The following is a 12,223-nucleotide window of genomic DNA, read 5'->3' on the forward strand; positions in this document are numbered from 1 at the left end:
GGTCAGCCCATGAACGTCACCGTGCGGCTCGCGCAGCAGCCCGAGGCCGACGAACTGCTCGGGCGGAGCCCGCTCGCCGCGCTCGTCGGGATGCTGCTGGACCAGCAGGTGCCCATGGAATGGGCGTTCACCGGACCGCTCACGATCGCCGGGCGGCTGGGGCACGAGGACCTGGACGCCCACGAGATCGCCACCTACAACCCGGAGGAGTTCGTCGCCCTGCTCTGCGAGAAGCCCGCGGTGCACCGCTACCCGGCGGCGATGGCCAAACGGGTGCAGCAGCTCTGCCAGTTCCTGGTGGCGCAGTACGACGGGGACGCCGCCGCGCTCTGGAAGGACGTGGCGACCGGGCGGGAACTGCTCAGCCGGCTCAACGCCCTTCCCGGGTTCGGGAAACAGAAGTCGCAGATCTTCCTCGCGCTGCTCGGCAAGCAGTACGGCGTACGGCCGGAGGGCTGGCGCGAGGCGGCCGGGGCGTACGGCGAGGACGGGGCGTTCCGCTCGGTCGCGGACATCACCGGGCCCGAGTCGCTGGAGCAGGTGCGCGCCACCAAGCAGGAGCTGAAGCGCGTCGCGAAGGAGGAGAAGGCCGCGAAGGACGCCCGGGCGAGGACCAAGGTCCGCGCCTGAGCCGCGGGCTCCCGGCCGCGAAAACCCGTTGCCCGGCGGCCGCTCCGCAGGCGACGCTCGGCGCATGACCGATGCCGCCGCCCCCGCCGCCTCCACCGTGTCCTCGCTGTTCGCCCCCGACGGCCGGCTGATCGCCGTGCCCCGCCGGACGGTCCGCCGCGAGCAGTTGCTGGACCACCTGGCCCGCACGCTGTTCGAGCCGGACCGCTCCTACACCGAGGTCGAGGTCAACGAGGCACTGCGCTCGGTCCACGACGACTTCCCGGCCCTGCGCCGCTACCTGGTCGAGGGGCACCGCCTCACCCGTGCCAAGGACGGCAGCAGCTACCGGCGCGCGACAGCCGCCTGACGGACGGCACCGGCCTCACCTCACAAGCCTCACCCCAGCCGCCGGACTTCGTAGCGGTCGCGGATCTCCCGGAGGAAGTAGCGCCCGTGGCTCTCCGCCGCCATCAGCTCGCGGTGCACCCGCCGCGGCACGGCCAGGTAGGCGTACCGGCCGCCGCGGACGAACTCCAGCTCCAGCACGCGCTGCGCCGCGTCGTAGCCGACCGAGCGCAGCGCCGAGGAGTCCACCGGGGTGCGGTCCATGGCCCTCCCAGTGTGCGCACGGAGGCCCCGGTCGCGCGCGTCGCGCGACCGGGGCCCGGCAACCGGGTGACTACACCAGGGCGAGTTCCCGCTCGGTCTCCTCGGCGGCGGCCGGAGCGGCCTCCGCCCGCTGCTTCGCGGGCAGCGCGAACATCAGCAGGAACACCACCGCGAGCACCCCGAGCACCCACCACATCGCGTGCTGGAACGCGCCCACGAACGCCGGGCCCCCGGCCGCCCCGGCCGGCACCGCGTCGAAGAAGGCCACCGACACCAGCCCCAGGCCGAGCGCCATGCCCACCTGGTTCACCGTGTTGATCAGCCCGGAGGCCGAGCCGGCGTGCTCCTGCGGGACCTCCGCCAGCACCGAGTTGGTGATCGGCGCGACGATCAGGCCCATCCCGGCACCCATCACCACCAGCGGCAGCGCCATCTGCCAGGGCGCGATGCCGGTGCCGTACCGGTGCGCCTCCGCGATGTAGACGAGCACGCCGACGGCCATCACCAGGGCCCCCGCCTGGAGCACCTTCCGCCCGAACCGGGGCACCAGCTGCTGCACCGAGACCCCGGCCGCCGTCGACACCGCGAGCGAGAACGGGATACCGGTCGCGCCGGCCTTCAACGGGCTCCAGCCCAGGCCGAGCTGCATGTAGAGGGTCCAGACCAGGAAGAAGATCCCGGACACCACACCGAAGGTCAGCTGGACGCCGATGCCCGCCGCGAAGGACTTCACCCGGAACAGCGACAGCTCCACCAGCGGCGAGCCGTCCCGCCGGGTCTTGACCCGCTCGTACGCGACGAACAGCGCGAACACCGGGAGGCTCCCGGCCATCACCAGGTGGCCCCAGAGCGGCCAGCCGGCCTCGCGGCCGTGGGTCAGCGGGTAGATCAGCATCAGCAGTCCGGCGCTGGCCAGCAGCACGCCCGGCAGGTCCAGCCGGAGCGCCCGTTCGGCCTTCGACTCGCCGATGTAGATCCGGCCGAGCACCAGACCGGCGATCCCCACCGGCAGGTTGATCAGGAAGATCGGCCGCCAGCCGAGCCCGAGCACGTCCCACTCCGTCAGCAGCGCGCCGATCAGCGGTCCACTGACCGCGCCCAGCCCGACCACCGCGCCGAACAGGCCGAACACCTTGCCGCGCTCCTCCGCCGGGAAGGTCGCGTGGATGATGGACAGCACCTGGGGCACCATCAGCGCCGCCGTCCCGCCCTGGAGGATCCGCATCGCGACCAGGACCTCGGGGCCGCCCGCGAGACCGCAGAGCGCGGAGGCGAGGGTGAAGCCGGCCATGCCGATCAGGAAGAGCCGCTTCCGGCCGTGGATGTCGCCCAGCCGGCCACCGGTGATCAGTCCGATCGCGAAGGCCAGCGCGTAGCCGCCGGTCACCCACTGCACGGCGGAGAACGACGCGCCCGTGGACTCCTGGATGCTCGGGATCGCGATGTTCACGATCGTGACGTCCACCAGGTCCATGAAGGAGGCGGTCATCACGATCGCCAGCGCGATCCACCTCCGCCGGTCCGACACCGTCACCGGTCCGGCCCCCGCACCCGAACCCGAATCCTTCTGCACCGCACGCTCCTCGTCGCCGTCCGTCATCAGCACGTGGACCACATTAGGAAGCATGTAGGTCAGATCCTGGCCTCGACTTCCGGCACCCTGGACCTCATGACCGATACCCCGGCACGACTCCTCAGCCTGCTCTCCCTGCTCCAGACCCCGCGCGAGTGGCCCGGCAGCGAGCTCGCCGAACGGCTCCGGGTCAGTCCCCGCACCATCCGCCGCGACATCGACCGGCTCCGCGAGCTCGGCTACCCGGTCGAGGCCGCGATGGGCCCGGTCGGCGGCTACCGGCTGGTCGCGGGCACCGCGATGCCGCCGCTGCTGCTGGACGACGAGGAGGCGGTGGCGATCGCGGTCGGCCTGCGCGCCGCCGCCGGACACGCCGTGGTCGGCATCGAGGAGGCCTCGGTGCGCGCCCTCGGCAAGCTGCTCCAGGTGCTGCCCTCCCGGCTGCGCCACCGGGTCTCCACCCTCGACCGGGCCACTCTCCCGCTGCTCGGCGGCGACGGCCCGACCGTCGACCCGGAGGACCTCACCGTGATGGCCAACGCCGTCGCCAACCACGAGCGCCTGCGCTTCGGCTACCGGGCCGGCAACGGCGCCGAGACCCGCCGCCAGGTCGAGCCGGAACGCCTGGTCTCGGCCGGCCGCCGCTGGTACCTGGTCGGTTTCGACCTCGACCGGGACGACTGGCGGCTGTTCCGGGTGGACCGGGTCAGCGACCCCTTCGCCACCGGCGCCCGCTTCACCCCGCGACAGCTCCCCGCCGAGGACGCCGCCGCGTACGTCGCGAGCAAGCTCCGCCGGGAGTCCTCCGCCTACACCATGGACGCCACCCTGCAGCTCTCCGCCGAGGACGCCCGGCACCGCGTGGGCGGCTACGGCGACACCGAGGTGGAACCGGTCGACGAGCACACCTGCCGGCTGCGCTCCCGCACCGACTCCCTGGAATGGCTGGCGATGCGCCTGCTGATGGCCGGCTGCGACTTCGAGGTGCACTCGCCGCCCGAGCTCCGCACCCTCCTGCGCACCCTCGCCGACCGCGCCGGCCGCGCCGCCGACCCGGCCTGAGGCGGGAGCGGAAAGGGGCAGGAGCAGGGCCGGATCAGGGTCAGCGAACGAGCCGGCCCCGCCCGGAAACGGACAGCGCCGCCGCCCGCCGGCCACGGGCGGCGGCGCTGCCGTCGGGAGCGGTCCTCAGACCCCGAACTCGGCGGTGAGCACGGCCCGCGCCAGAGTGTGGAAGGTGATGTGGAAGCCGATCTGGGCCGCCGGGGTGTCGGCCGTGACGTCCAGGGCGTCCACGTCCAGGGCGTGCACGGCGAATGCGTAGCGGTGCGCGGGCCCGGGCGGCGGGGCCGCGCCGTCGTACTGCTTGCCCGGGAAGTCGTTGCGGCCGTGGAAGGAGTGCTCGCCCGGCAGGTCGCCGTCGGAGGCCCCGGCGCCGCGCGCCAGGCCGGCGGTGTCGGCGGGCAGCCCGAGGGCCAGCCAGTGCCACCAGCCGGAGCCGGTCGGCGCGTCCGGGTCGTAGCAGGTGACGGCGATCGAGCGGGTGCCCTCCGGCAGGCCCGACCAGGCCAGCTGCGGCGACAGGTTGCCCCCGGCGTGGATGAACTCCTGGGCCAGCGTGCCGCCTTCGGCGATGTCCTCGCTGGTCAGCTCGAAGGACGGCACCTGCGGCAGGAATTCGTACGGCAGCGGCGGACGCACACTCATGGAGGGTCACCTCTCGGCACGGCGGGGAAAAGGGGAGGCCCGGGCCCGGACGCGGGCCGACGGACAGGATTCACCTTAGTGGGGTGACCAACCGCCCGGCCCGGCCCTACAGTCGGGACATGGCTCCGCGATTCGCCCGACTGCTCCGTGACTCCCGTGCCGCGCTGTTCACAATGCTCGGCGTGCTGGCCGTCATCTGGGCGGTCCAGGTGGCGAACTGGCTGGACGACTACCGGCTCTCCTACGAGTACGGCATGAGCTCGGGGCGGCTCGACGAACTGCCCGACCTGCTCACCATGCCGTTCCTGCACTTCGGCTGGGACCACATCGAGGCCAACTCCTGGCCGCTGTTCGCGTTCGGCTTCCTGGCCGCGTACCGGGGCATGAGGCGCTTCCTGCTCGCGACCGCGCTGATCGTGGTGTCCAGCGGTCTGACGGTCTGGTGGTTCGAGCGCCCCGACGCCGTCACGGCGGGCGCCAGCGGTGTGGTCTACGGGTACTTCGGCTATGTGGTGCTGCGCGGGATCTTCGACCGCAACCCGCTGGACACGGTGATCGGCGTGGTCGTCGCCGCGCTCTACTCCTACATCCTGCTGGGCGTGCTGCCGAGCGCCCAGGGGGTCAGCTGGCTGGGCCACCTGGGCGGACTGGCCGGCGGGCTCCTCGGCGCCTGGCTGCTGCGCGACCGCGGGCCCCGGCGGGCACCGGACTCCCCCGCCGCGGCCGGCCCGGGCACGGCACCCGGCAGCCCGGCCTCCGCCCTGCTCAAGGAACTCGACGACCTGGGCATCTGAGCCCCCGCGACCGGCCTTGGGGCCCGGCGCGCCACCGCAGCCAGGTATAGACCATTGCGCACCCCGCCGGTTAGCGTGGGCGGGCACCCGCCCCCTGCTCCGGAGCCGCACCGTGGAGTCGTCCGTCCTCGCCTTCGCCACCGACCTCCTCGACGAGGGCGCCGACACCTTCTTCGGCAACCTCACCGACCGGGCCGGGGTCGGCGGTGTCACCCTCGCTTCGGTCTACCACGAGGCCCGCGACGTCTTCCCGCACAACCCCCGCCGGGTGATCCGCTACCTGGAGCCGGGCGCGGCGTACTTCCGCCCCGACCCGGCCCGCTGGTCCGGCCGCCGGCTGCGGCCCGCGCCGTCCACCGCGATCGGCGACCGCGACCCCTTCACCGAGGCCGCCGCGGAGGCCCGCCGGCGCGGCCTGAAGCTGCACGCGTGGACGGTCTTCTGCCACAACGACCGGCTCGGCTTCGAGCACCCGGACTGCGCCCCCGCCAACGCCTTCGGCGACCGCCACCTCACCGAGCTGTGCCCGGCCCACCCGGAGGTCCGCGAGTACGCCCGCACCCTGGTCACCGAGCTGGCCCGGTACGGCGTGGACGCGATCCGGGCGGAGTCGCTGCACTTCCACGGCCTGCGCCACGGCTACCACCACGAGCGCTACTTCGAGGAGCTGGGCCCGGCCGCCGAGGCGCTGCTCGGGCTCTGCTTCTGCGCGCACTGCCGGGCCGCCGCCGTCCGGGCGGGCGTCCCCGCCGAGGAGGTGGCCGCGACGGTCCGCGCCGAGGTCCGCCGCCGGCTGGCCGACGAGGCGGCGGCCGCCGAGCCGGCCGCGCTGGACGAGCTGGCGGACGGCGCGGTCGCCGCGTACGTGGACGCCTCGGCCGCGACGGTCACCTCGCTGGCCGCCGAACTGGCCGAGGAGGCGACCCGCCACGGCATGCGGCTGAGCTTCATGGACGGCGGCGGCCCGGGCACCGGCTGGCTGTCCGGGATCGACCTGCCGGGGCTGGCGAAGGCCGCCCACCAGATCGAGACCCTCGGCTACGCCCGCACGCCCGAGGCGGTCCGCGAGAAGGTCGCCGCCTTCGCCCTGCACGGGGTGCGCCCCCAGGACATGGCGGTGATCCTGCGCCCGATGGCCTCGGACTGCGACGGCGCGGCCGACCTCGCCGCCAAGATCGCCGTGCTGCGCGGCCTGGGCGTGCCGGAGGTCGAGTTCTACCACTACGGCCTGATGCGGCTGTCCTCGCTGGACCGGATCGGCGCCGCGCTGGCCTGAGGCCCCGGCCGGCCCGTCACCGGCGGCCCCGACCGGCCCTTCACCGGCGCCGCCGGGAGGTCCCGAACAGGCTCCGGGAGATCTCCCGCCCGAGCTGTGTCCCGGCGGACCGGGCGAAGGACTTGAGCGCCGGGTTGCTCATCAGCGACCCCAGCAGCCCGCCACCCCCCTGCGCCCGCTCCGACGACCGCTCCCGCGCCGGTTCCGCACCACCCGCGGGCGCCGGCACCGGCTCCGCCTCCGGCCGGGCCGCCCGCGCCGCCAGCTTCTCGTACGCCGACTCCCGGTCGATCGCGTCCCGGTACTTCCCGGCCAGCGCCGACCCGTCCACCGCGGCCTGCAGCACCGCCGGCCCGATCGGCCCCATCAGCGACTGCGGTGCCCGCAGCCTGGTCGCCGCCACCGGCGTCGGCGCGCCCTTCTCGGACAGCACCGTGACCACCGCCTCGCCGGTCCCGAGCGAGGTCAGCACCTCCCCCAGGTCGTAGGCGGGCGACTTCGGGAAGGTCGAGACGGTCGCCTTCAGCGCCTTGGCGTCGTCCGGGGTGAACGCCCGCAGCGCGTGCTGCACCCGGTTGCCCAGCTGCGCCAGCACGTCCGCCGGCACGTCCTTCGGCGTCTGGGTGACGAAGAAGATCCCGACCCCCTTCGAACGGATCAGCCGGACGGTCTGGGTGATCGCCTCCAGGAAGGACTTGGAGGCGCCCTTGAACAGCAGGTGCGCCTCGTCGAAGAAGAACACCAGCTTCGGCCGGTCGAGGTCCCCGACCTCCGGCAGCTCCTGGTAGAGGTCGGCGAGCAGCCACATCAGGAAGGTCGAGAACAGCTGCGGCCGGTCCTGCACCGCCGGCAGCTCCAGCACCGAGACCACGCCCTCGCCCCCGTCCGCAGTCCGGAGCAGCTTGGCGGTGTCGAACTCCGGCTCGCCGAAGAACGCCCCCGCCCCCTCGTTCTCCAGCAGGGTGAGCGAGCGCAGGATCACCCCGGCGGTGGCGGCGGAGATGCCGCCGATGCCCTTCAGCTCCTCCTTGCCCTCGGGCGAGGTGAGGAAGGTGATGACCGCCGTGAGGTCCTTGAGGTCGTACAGCTCCAGGCCGTTGCGGTCGGCGTAGTGGAAGACCAGACCGAGCGAGGACTCCTGGGTCTCGTTCAGGTCCAGCACCTTGGCCAGCAGCAGCGGGCCGAAGCTGGTCACGGTCGCCCGGAGGGGGATGCCGCTGCCCAGGCCGCCGAGCGCGTAGAACTCGGCCGGGCAGCCGTGCGGCCGCCAGTCCTGGCCCACCTCGGCGGCCCGGGCGGCGGTCCGCTCCCCCGGCTCGCCGGGGGCGGCCACCCCGGAGACGTCGCCCTTGATGTCGGCGAGGAACACCGGCACGCCCTGGGCGGACAGCTGCTCGGCGATCAGCTGGAGGGTCTTGGTCTTGCCGGTGCCGGTGGCCCCCGCCACCAGCCCGTGCCGGTTGAGCACCGCGAGCGGCACCCGCACCGGGGCATCGGCGTACGCGGTGCCGTCCAGCAGCACCGCGCCGAGGTCCAGCGCGGGCCCGGAAAAGGCGTACCCGTCGGCGATCTCCCGGACGACGGACGGAACGAGAGCGGACATCGGGCACCCTCCCGGGCGGTGCGGCGGCCCCGCGGGCCGGAGGAACGGGCATCGATCCCGAGGGATCTACACGACATTTCCCATGAAACAGCCGCATTCCCCCGCCCGCAGCTCGCACCGGTGCGCGTGGCGACGCCACGGCTGCTGGGCCATCCGCCGCCCAAACGGTAGGCTTTCCGTGTGATCTTCAAGCGCATCGGCAATGGTCGGCCGTACCCGGATCACGGCCGTACCAGCACCCGCCAGTGGGCGGACGTCGCCCCGCGCCCGGTGCGACTCGACCAGCTGGTGACCACCAAGGGACAACTGGATCTGGAGACCCTCCTGGCGGAGGACTCCACCTTCTACGGGGACCTCTTCGCGCATGTCGTGAAGTGGCACGGCGACCTGTACCTGGAGGACGGACTGCACCGCGCGGTCCGCGCCGCGCTCCAGCAGCGCCAGGTGCTGCACGCCCGTGTCCTCGAAATGGAATGACCACCGGGCCGGTTCACCCGGCCGCACGTGTCGGACCGCCCCCCGGTCAGTACCGGGGGGCGGTCCGTTCGTACCGGGGTGCCGCCATTCGGGTCCCGGAGTACTCCGGATGATGATCGTTTAGTACCTTCACGGCCGTACGGCACTAATCTGCTGACTACGGCCGCGAACGCCTTCCCGCGACGCCGCGCCCCACCTTCACCCGATCCCCGCCCTGGCACGAGGGGGAGACAAACCGTGAGCATGTTGACTCCCCAAGGTCTGAAGGGGAAGCAGTACCGGATCACCGGCAACGCCTATCCGCGGCTGGGCCGCCCACCGAAGAAGAGCCGCAAGGTCTTCGCGCTGCTCGGCGCGCTGCTCGCGCTGGCGCTGATCGGCCTCGGCGGCGTCCAGCTCTGGGACATCTTCAGCGGCAAGGGCAAGAACGCCTCCTCCCAGGCCTGCGCCGGACCCTCCGGCAAACCGCTGGCCGCCCCGACCCCGGAGGCGCCGACCGTACCCGGCTCGGCCGCCGCCCCGATCGACCCCGCGGCGGTCCCACAGCCCGCGGCCGTCACCGTGAACGTCTACAACGCGACCGCCAAGGCGGGCCTGGCCGCCCGTACCGCCGAGGAGCTCAAGAAGCGCGGCTTCACCATCGGCAAGGTCGGCAACGCCCCGGCGGAGCTGGACAAGAAGGTGCCCGGCACCGCCCAGGTGATCGCCGGCCCGGCCGGCGCCGGGGCGTCCACCCTGGTCGGCTCGGTGATCGCCGGTGCCACCAGCACCGCCGACGCCCGGACCGACGGCACCGTGGACTTCGTCATCGGCGACAGCTACAACACGCTGCTCGACGACACCCAGGCCGCCGCCGCACTGGCCCTGGCCACCCGGCCGGTCCCCGCCCCGAGCAGCACCGGCAGCTGCTGACCCGTCCGGGCCGCGAGCCCGGACCGGAACGCGAAGGAGCCCCCCGGCTCAGCACCGGGGGGCTCCTTCGCATCCGTGTCCGGACGGGTTCAGCCCGCCGTGCCGTACAGCCGGTCGCCGGCGTCGCCGAGGCCCGGGACGATGTAGCCGTTCTCGTTCAGCCGCTCGTCGACGGCCGCGGTGACCACGGTGACCGGCAGGCCGGACAGCTCGCGCTCCATCACCGCGACGCCCTCCGGGGCGGCCAGCAGCACCACGGCGGTGACATCGGTGGCGCCGCGCTCGATCAGCATCCGGATCGCCGCGACCAGCGTGCCGCCGGTGGCCAGCATCGGGTCGAGCACGTACACCTGGCGGCCGGACAGGTCGTCCGGCATCCGGGTGGCGTAGGTGGAGGCCTCCAGGGTCTCCTCGTTGCGCACCATGCCCAGGAAGCCGACCTCGGCGGTCGGCAGCAGCCGGGTCATGCCGTCCAGCATGCCGAGGCCGGCCCGCAGGATCGGCACCACCAGCGGGCGCGGGTAGGACAGCCGGGTACCGGTGGTGACGGCCACCGGGGTGGTGATCTCCACCTCCTCGGTGCGGACGTCCCGGGTGGCCTCGTACGCGAGGAGGGTCACCAGCTCGTCGGTCAGGCGACGGAAGGTCGGCGAGTCGGTGCGCTCGTCGCGCAGGGTGGAGAGCTTGTGGGCGACCAGGGGGTGGTCGACGACGTGGATCCGCATGCGTCGAGGTTAGCCCGCGCCCGGACGCCCGTACGACACGCCGTGCCAGGCCGCGCCGCGCGCCGTCCGGGCCGGTGCTCACTCTGCCGTGACGCGCGGTGACGCACCGCGAATGTCCGGACGGAACGGCCTCCTGTGGTATCAACCCGGCCGATCTGGGAAAGTCAGGTCCTATGACGAGCAACCCGAACCACGGGAACGGCTCGGCGGACGAGGCCTCGACCTCGTCGGGCGGCCTCTCGGGCCCGCCCCCGGACCGTCCGGAGACCGAGACGGAGCGCCGCAGGCGCCGCGCTGTCTTCCTGCGCGAACTCACCGAGGCCCGCGAACTGCGCGAGCGGGTCCAGCCCCGCCGCACCAAGGAACGCCGGATGCGCGAGGCGATGCGGATGCGAACCTTCCGGATCTGACGGGCTCTCCACGGGTTCTCCACAGTCCCGCTGCCGCCCGGTCGCCGTACACCGTCCGGCGGCCAACCCTTCCGACACGACCTGCAAAGACGCGCTGCAGAACACCCCCCGCAGAGCCTGGCTTTCTGTCACGATTCCGATGGGACGGTCCGAACAGCGGGCCGCCTCTGGCGTGGGGGCGGCCAGTTCCGCGTCGCCCGTGCGCGCCGACAGCCGAGACGAGATCTTGGGAGTGTCCCTGGTGGCGTACTTCGCTGCAGTGCTTGCTCGCTCCGAGGACGGTTGGGATGTGAGCGAGACGGAGCTCGACTCCGTCGAAACCCTCGCCGACCTGACCGATCTGGCCCGCGGGGCGGCCCAGGACGACGACAGCGTCCTGGTCTTCATCGAACAGGAGGACGCCTGGTTCGCCATCCTCCGGGTGGACGGCGAGGAGGACCCGCGCATCTTCGTGTCGGACGGCGCCGCCGCCGCCCGCAGCTCCTACGGCTCGGTACTCACCGACGAACTGGTGGACCAGGCCGGGGAGAGCGAGTTCGGCGACCTCGACAACCTGGTCGCCGAGCTGGAGGAGGAGGCCGAGGCCGAGGAGCAGGACGACGAGGAGGGCGAGGGCCACAACGGGGTCCCGGTCGGCCCGCTCGGCGACGCCCACCTGCTGACCGAGTTCGGACTCGCCGCGGACGCCCTGCTCTCCCTCAGCGGCGAGGGCGCGGTGCCCGGCGACGCCCTGGAGGAGATCGCCGAGGCGCTCGGCTGCGGCGAGGTCCTGGAGGCCGTCCGGTAACGCCCCGTGGCCACCGCCCGGACGGACGGGCTCCCGCCGTACCCGACACTGGATGCCATGCAGTCCGCCCACCCGATCCCACCGCTGCCCGCTCCCGTCCGCCCCGATCCGGTCCGCGACCGCTGGGCGGCGCCGATGCGCCTCGCCATCGCCGAGGCCGCCCTGGCGCCGGCCACCGGGGACGTCCCGGTCGGGGCGCTCGTCCTCGGCCCGGACGGCGAGATCATCGGCCGGGGCCACAACGAGCGGGAGGCCGTCGGCGACCCGACCGGCCACGCCGAGGTGGTCGCGGTCCGCGCGGCCGCGCGCAGGGTCGGCGAATGGCGGCTGAGCGGCTGCACCCTCGTCGTCACCCTGGAGCCCTGCACCATGTGCGCGGGCGCGATCGTGCTCTCCCGGATCGACCGCGTGGTCTACGGCGCCCTCGACGAGAAGGCCGGCGCGGCCGGCTCGCTCTTCGACGTGATGCGCGACCGGCGGCTCAACCACCGCCCCGAGGTGATCCCGGGCGTCCTCGCCGACGAATGCGGCGAGCAGCTCCGCGCCTTCTTCGACACCCAGCGCTGACCCGCACCCCGCGGCCGCCCCCGGATACGGATTTCGTTCCCGCGCCACCCGTCCGGTAGAGTTCCCCTCGGTAGCGTGTCCGAGCGGCCAAAGGAGCACGCCTCGAAAGCGTGTGTGGGGGCAACTTCACCGTGGGTTCGAATCCCACCGCTACCGCTGTGAGCAGGACGA

Annotated in this window: 15 protein-coding genes and 1 tRNA gene; 11 read left to right on the forward strand and 5 right to left on the reverse strand. The window is 73.2% G+C overall.

Features of this window, described 5'->3' with window-relative positions; translation table 11 throughout:
* The first annotated feature begins 9 nt into the window (after positions 1-9).
* Both VR45_RS06650 and VR45_RS06655 read left to right on the forward strand, forming a co-directional pair.
* On the forward strand, positions 10-630 hold the full coding sequence (locus VR45_RS06650; protein ID WP_045938730.1) for an HhH-GPD-type base excision DNA repair protein: 621 nt from the start codon (positions 10-12) through the stop codon (positions 628-630).
* A gap of 64 nt (positions 631-694) precedes the next feature.
* Positions 695-979 (forward strand): DUF2087 domain-containing protein, encoded by a 285-nt coding sequence (locus VR45_RS06655; RefSeq protein WP_045938731.1) that lies wholly within the window; start codon positions 695-697, stop codon positions 977-979.
* Positions 980-1,008: 29 nt separating this feature from the next.
* Here VR45_RS06655 and VR45_RS06660 read toward each other — a convergent pair whose 3' ends face one another.
* Together VR45_RS06660 and VR45_RS06665 are read right to left on the reverse strand one after the other, a co-directional pair.
* Positions 1,009-1,221, reverse strand: coding sequence for a KTSC domain-containing protein (locus VR45_RS06660; protein ID WP_045938732.1), 213 nt, complete (start codon positions 1,219-1,221; stop codon positions 1,009-1,011).
* A gap of 70 nt (positions 1,222-1,291) precedes the next feature.
* Positions 1,292-2,710: an MFS transporter gene (locus VR45_RS06665; RefSeq protein ID WP_234325859.1), complete on the reverse strand. Its 1,419-nt coding sequence runs from the start codon at positions 2,708-2,710 to the stop codon at positions 1,292-1,294.
* Positions 2,711-2,890: 180 nt separating this feature from the next.
* Between VR45_RS06665 and VR45_RS06670 the strand changes: the two genes are divergently transcribed.
* Positions 2,891-3,856, forward strand: coding sequence for a YafY family protein (locus VR45_RS06670; protein WP_045938733.1), 966 nt, complete (start codon positions 2,891-2,893; stop codon positions 3,854-3,856).
* Between the two features lie 126 nt (positions 3,857-3,982).
* Here the strand turns inward: VR45_RS06670 and VR45_RS06675 are convergent, their stop codons facing one another.
* A complete protein-coding gene (locus VR45_RS06675) occupies positions 3,983-4,501 on the reverse strand; it encodes a YbhB/YbcL family Raf kinase inhibitor-like protein (RefSeq protein WP_045938734.1) in 519 nt (172 codons plus the stop codon).
* A gap of 119 nt (positions 4,502-4,620) precedes the next feature.
* Here VR45_RS06675 and VR45_RS06680 point away from each other — a divergent pair, with 119 nt between their 5' ends.
* Together VR45_RS06680 and VR45_RS06685 are read left to right on the forward strand one after the other, a co-directional pair.
* A complete protein-coding gene (locus tag VR45_RS06680; protein ID WP_045938749.1) occupies positions 4,621-5,295 on the forward strand; it encodes a rhomboid family intramembrane serine protease in 675 nt (224 codons plus the stop codon).
* A 112-nt stretch (positions 5,296-5,407) separates the two neighbouring features.
* Complete coding sequence (locus VR45_RS06685) at positions 5,408-6,571, forward strand: hypothetical protein (protein WP_045938735.1); 1,164 nt, start codon at positions 5,408-5,410, stop codon at positions 6,569-6,571.
* Positions 6,572-6,611: 40 nt separating this feature from the next.
* Here the strand turns inward: VR45_RS06685 and VR45_RS06690 are convergent, their stop codons facing one another.
* Complete coding sequence (locus VR45_RS06690; protein WP_045938736.1) at positions 6,612-8,174, reverse strand: helicase HerA-like domain-containing protein; 1,563 nt, start codon at positions 8,172-8,174, stop codon at positions 6,612-6,614.
* Positions 8,175-8,354: 180 nt separating this feature from the next.
* Between VR45_RS06690 and VR45_RS06695 the strand changes: the two genes are divergently transcribed.
* Both VR45_RS06695 and VR45_RS06700 read left to right on the forward strand, forming a co-directional pair.
* Positions 8,355-8,651 (forward strand): type II toxin-antitoxin system VapB family antitoxin, encoded by a 297-nt coding sequence (locus tag VR45_RS06695; RefSeq protein ID WP_030061387.1) that lies wholly within the window; start codon positions 8,355-8,357, stop codon positions 8,649-8,651.
* A 243-nt stretch (positions 8,652-8,894) separates the two neighbouring features.
* Entirely contained in the window at positions 8,895-9,563 is a 669-nt protein-coding gene (locus VR45_RS06700) for a LytR C-terminal domain-containing protein (protein ID WP_052708884.1), read from the forward strand.
* Positions 9,564-9,652: 89 nt separating this feature from the next.
* Here the strand turns inward: VR45_RS06700 and upp are convergent, their stop codons facing one another.
* Entirely contained in the window at positions 9,653-10,288 is a 636-nt protein-coding gene (gene upp / locus VR45_RS06705; protein ID WP_030392574.1) for a uracil phosphoribosyltransferase, read from the reverse strand.
* A 173-nt stretch (positions 10,289-10,461) separates the two neighbouring features.
* On the opposite strand from upp, the gene VR45_RS06710 reads away from it, so the two are divergent.
* The 4 genes from VR45_RS06710 (at position 10,462) to VR45_RS06725 (ending at position 12,208) form a co-directional block, all read left to right on the forward strand.
* Positions 10,462-10,698: a hypothetical protein gene (locus VR45_RS06710; protein WP_045938738.1), complete on the forward strand. Its 237-nt coding sequence runs from the start codon at positions 10,462-10,464 to the stop codon at positions 10,696-10,698.
* A gap of 241 nt (positions 10,699-10,939) precedes the next feature.
* Complete coding sequence (locus tag VR45_RS06715; protein WP_045938750.1) at positions 10,940-11,485, forward strand: tRNA adenosine deaminase-associated protein; 546 nt, start codon at positions 10,940-10,942, stop codon at positions 11,483-11,485.
* 57 nt (positions 11,486-11,542) lie between these two features.
* On the forward strand, positions 11,543-12,052 hold the full coding sequence (tadA, locus tag VR45_RS06720) for a tRNA adenosine(34) deaminase TadA (protein ID WP_052708885.1): 510 nt from the start codon (positions 11,543-11,545) through the stop codon (positions 12,050-12,052).
* Positions 12,053-12,121: 69 nt separating this feature from the next.
* Positions 12,122-12,208 (forward strand) — tRNA-Ser (locus VR45_RS06725).
* Positions 12,209-12,223: the final 15 nt, after the last annotated feature.

The organism is Streptomyces sp. NRRL S-495 (assembly GCF_000966955.1).
In the GTDB taxonomy this organism is placed as follows: Bacteria; Actinomycetota; Actinomycetes; order Streptomycetales; family Streptomycetaceae; genus Kitasatospora; species Kitasatospora purpeofusca.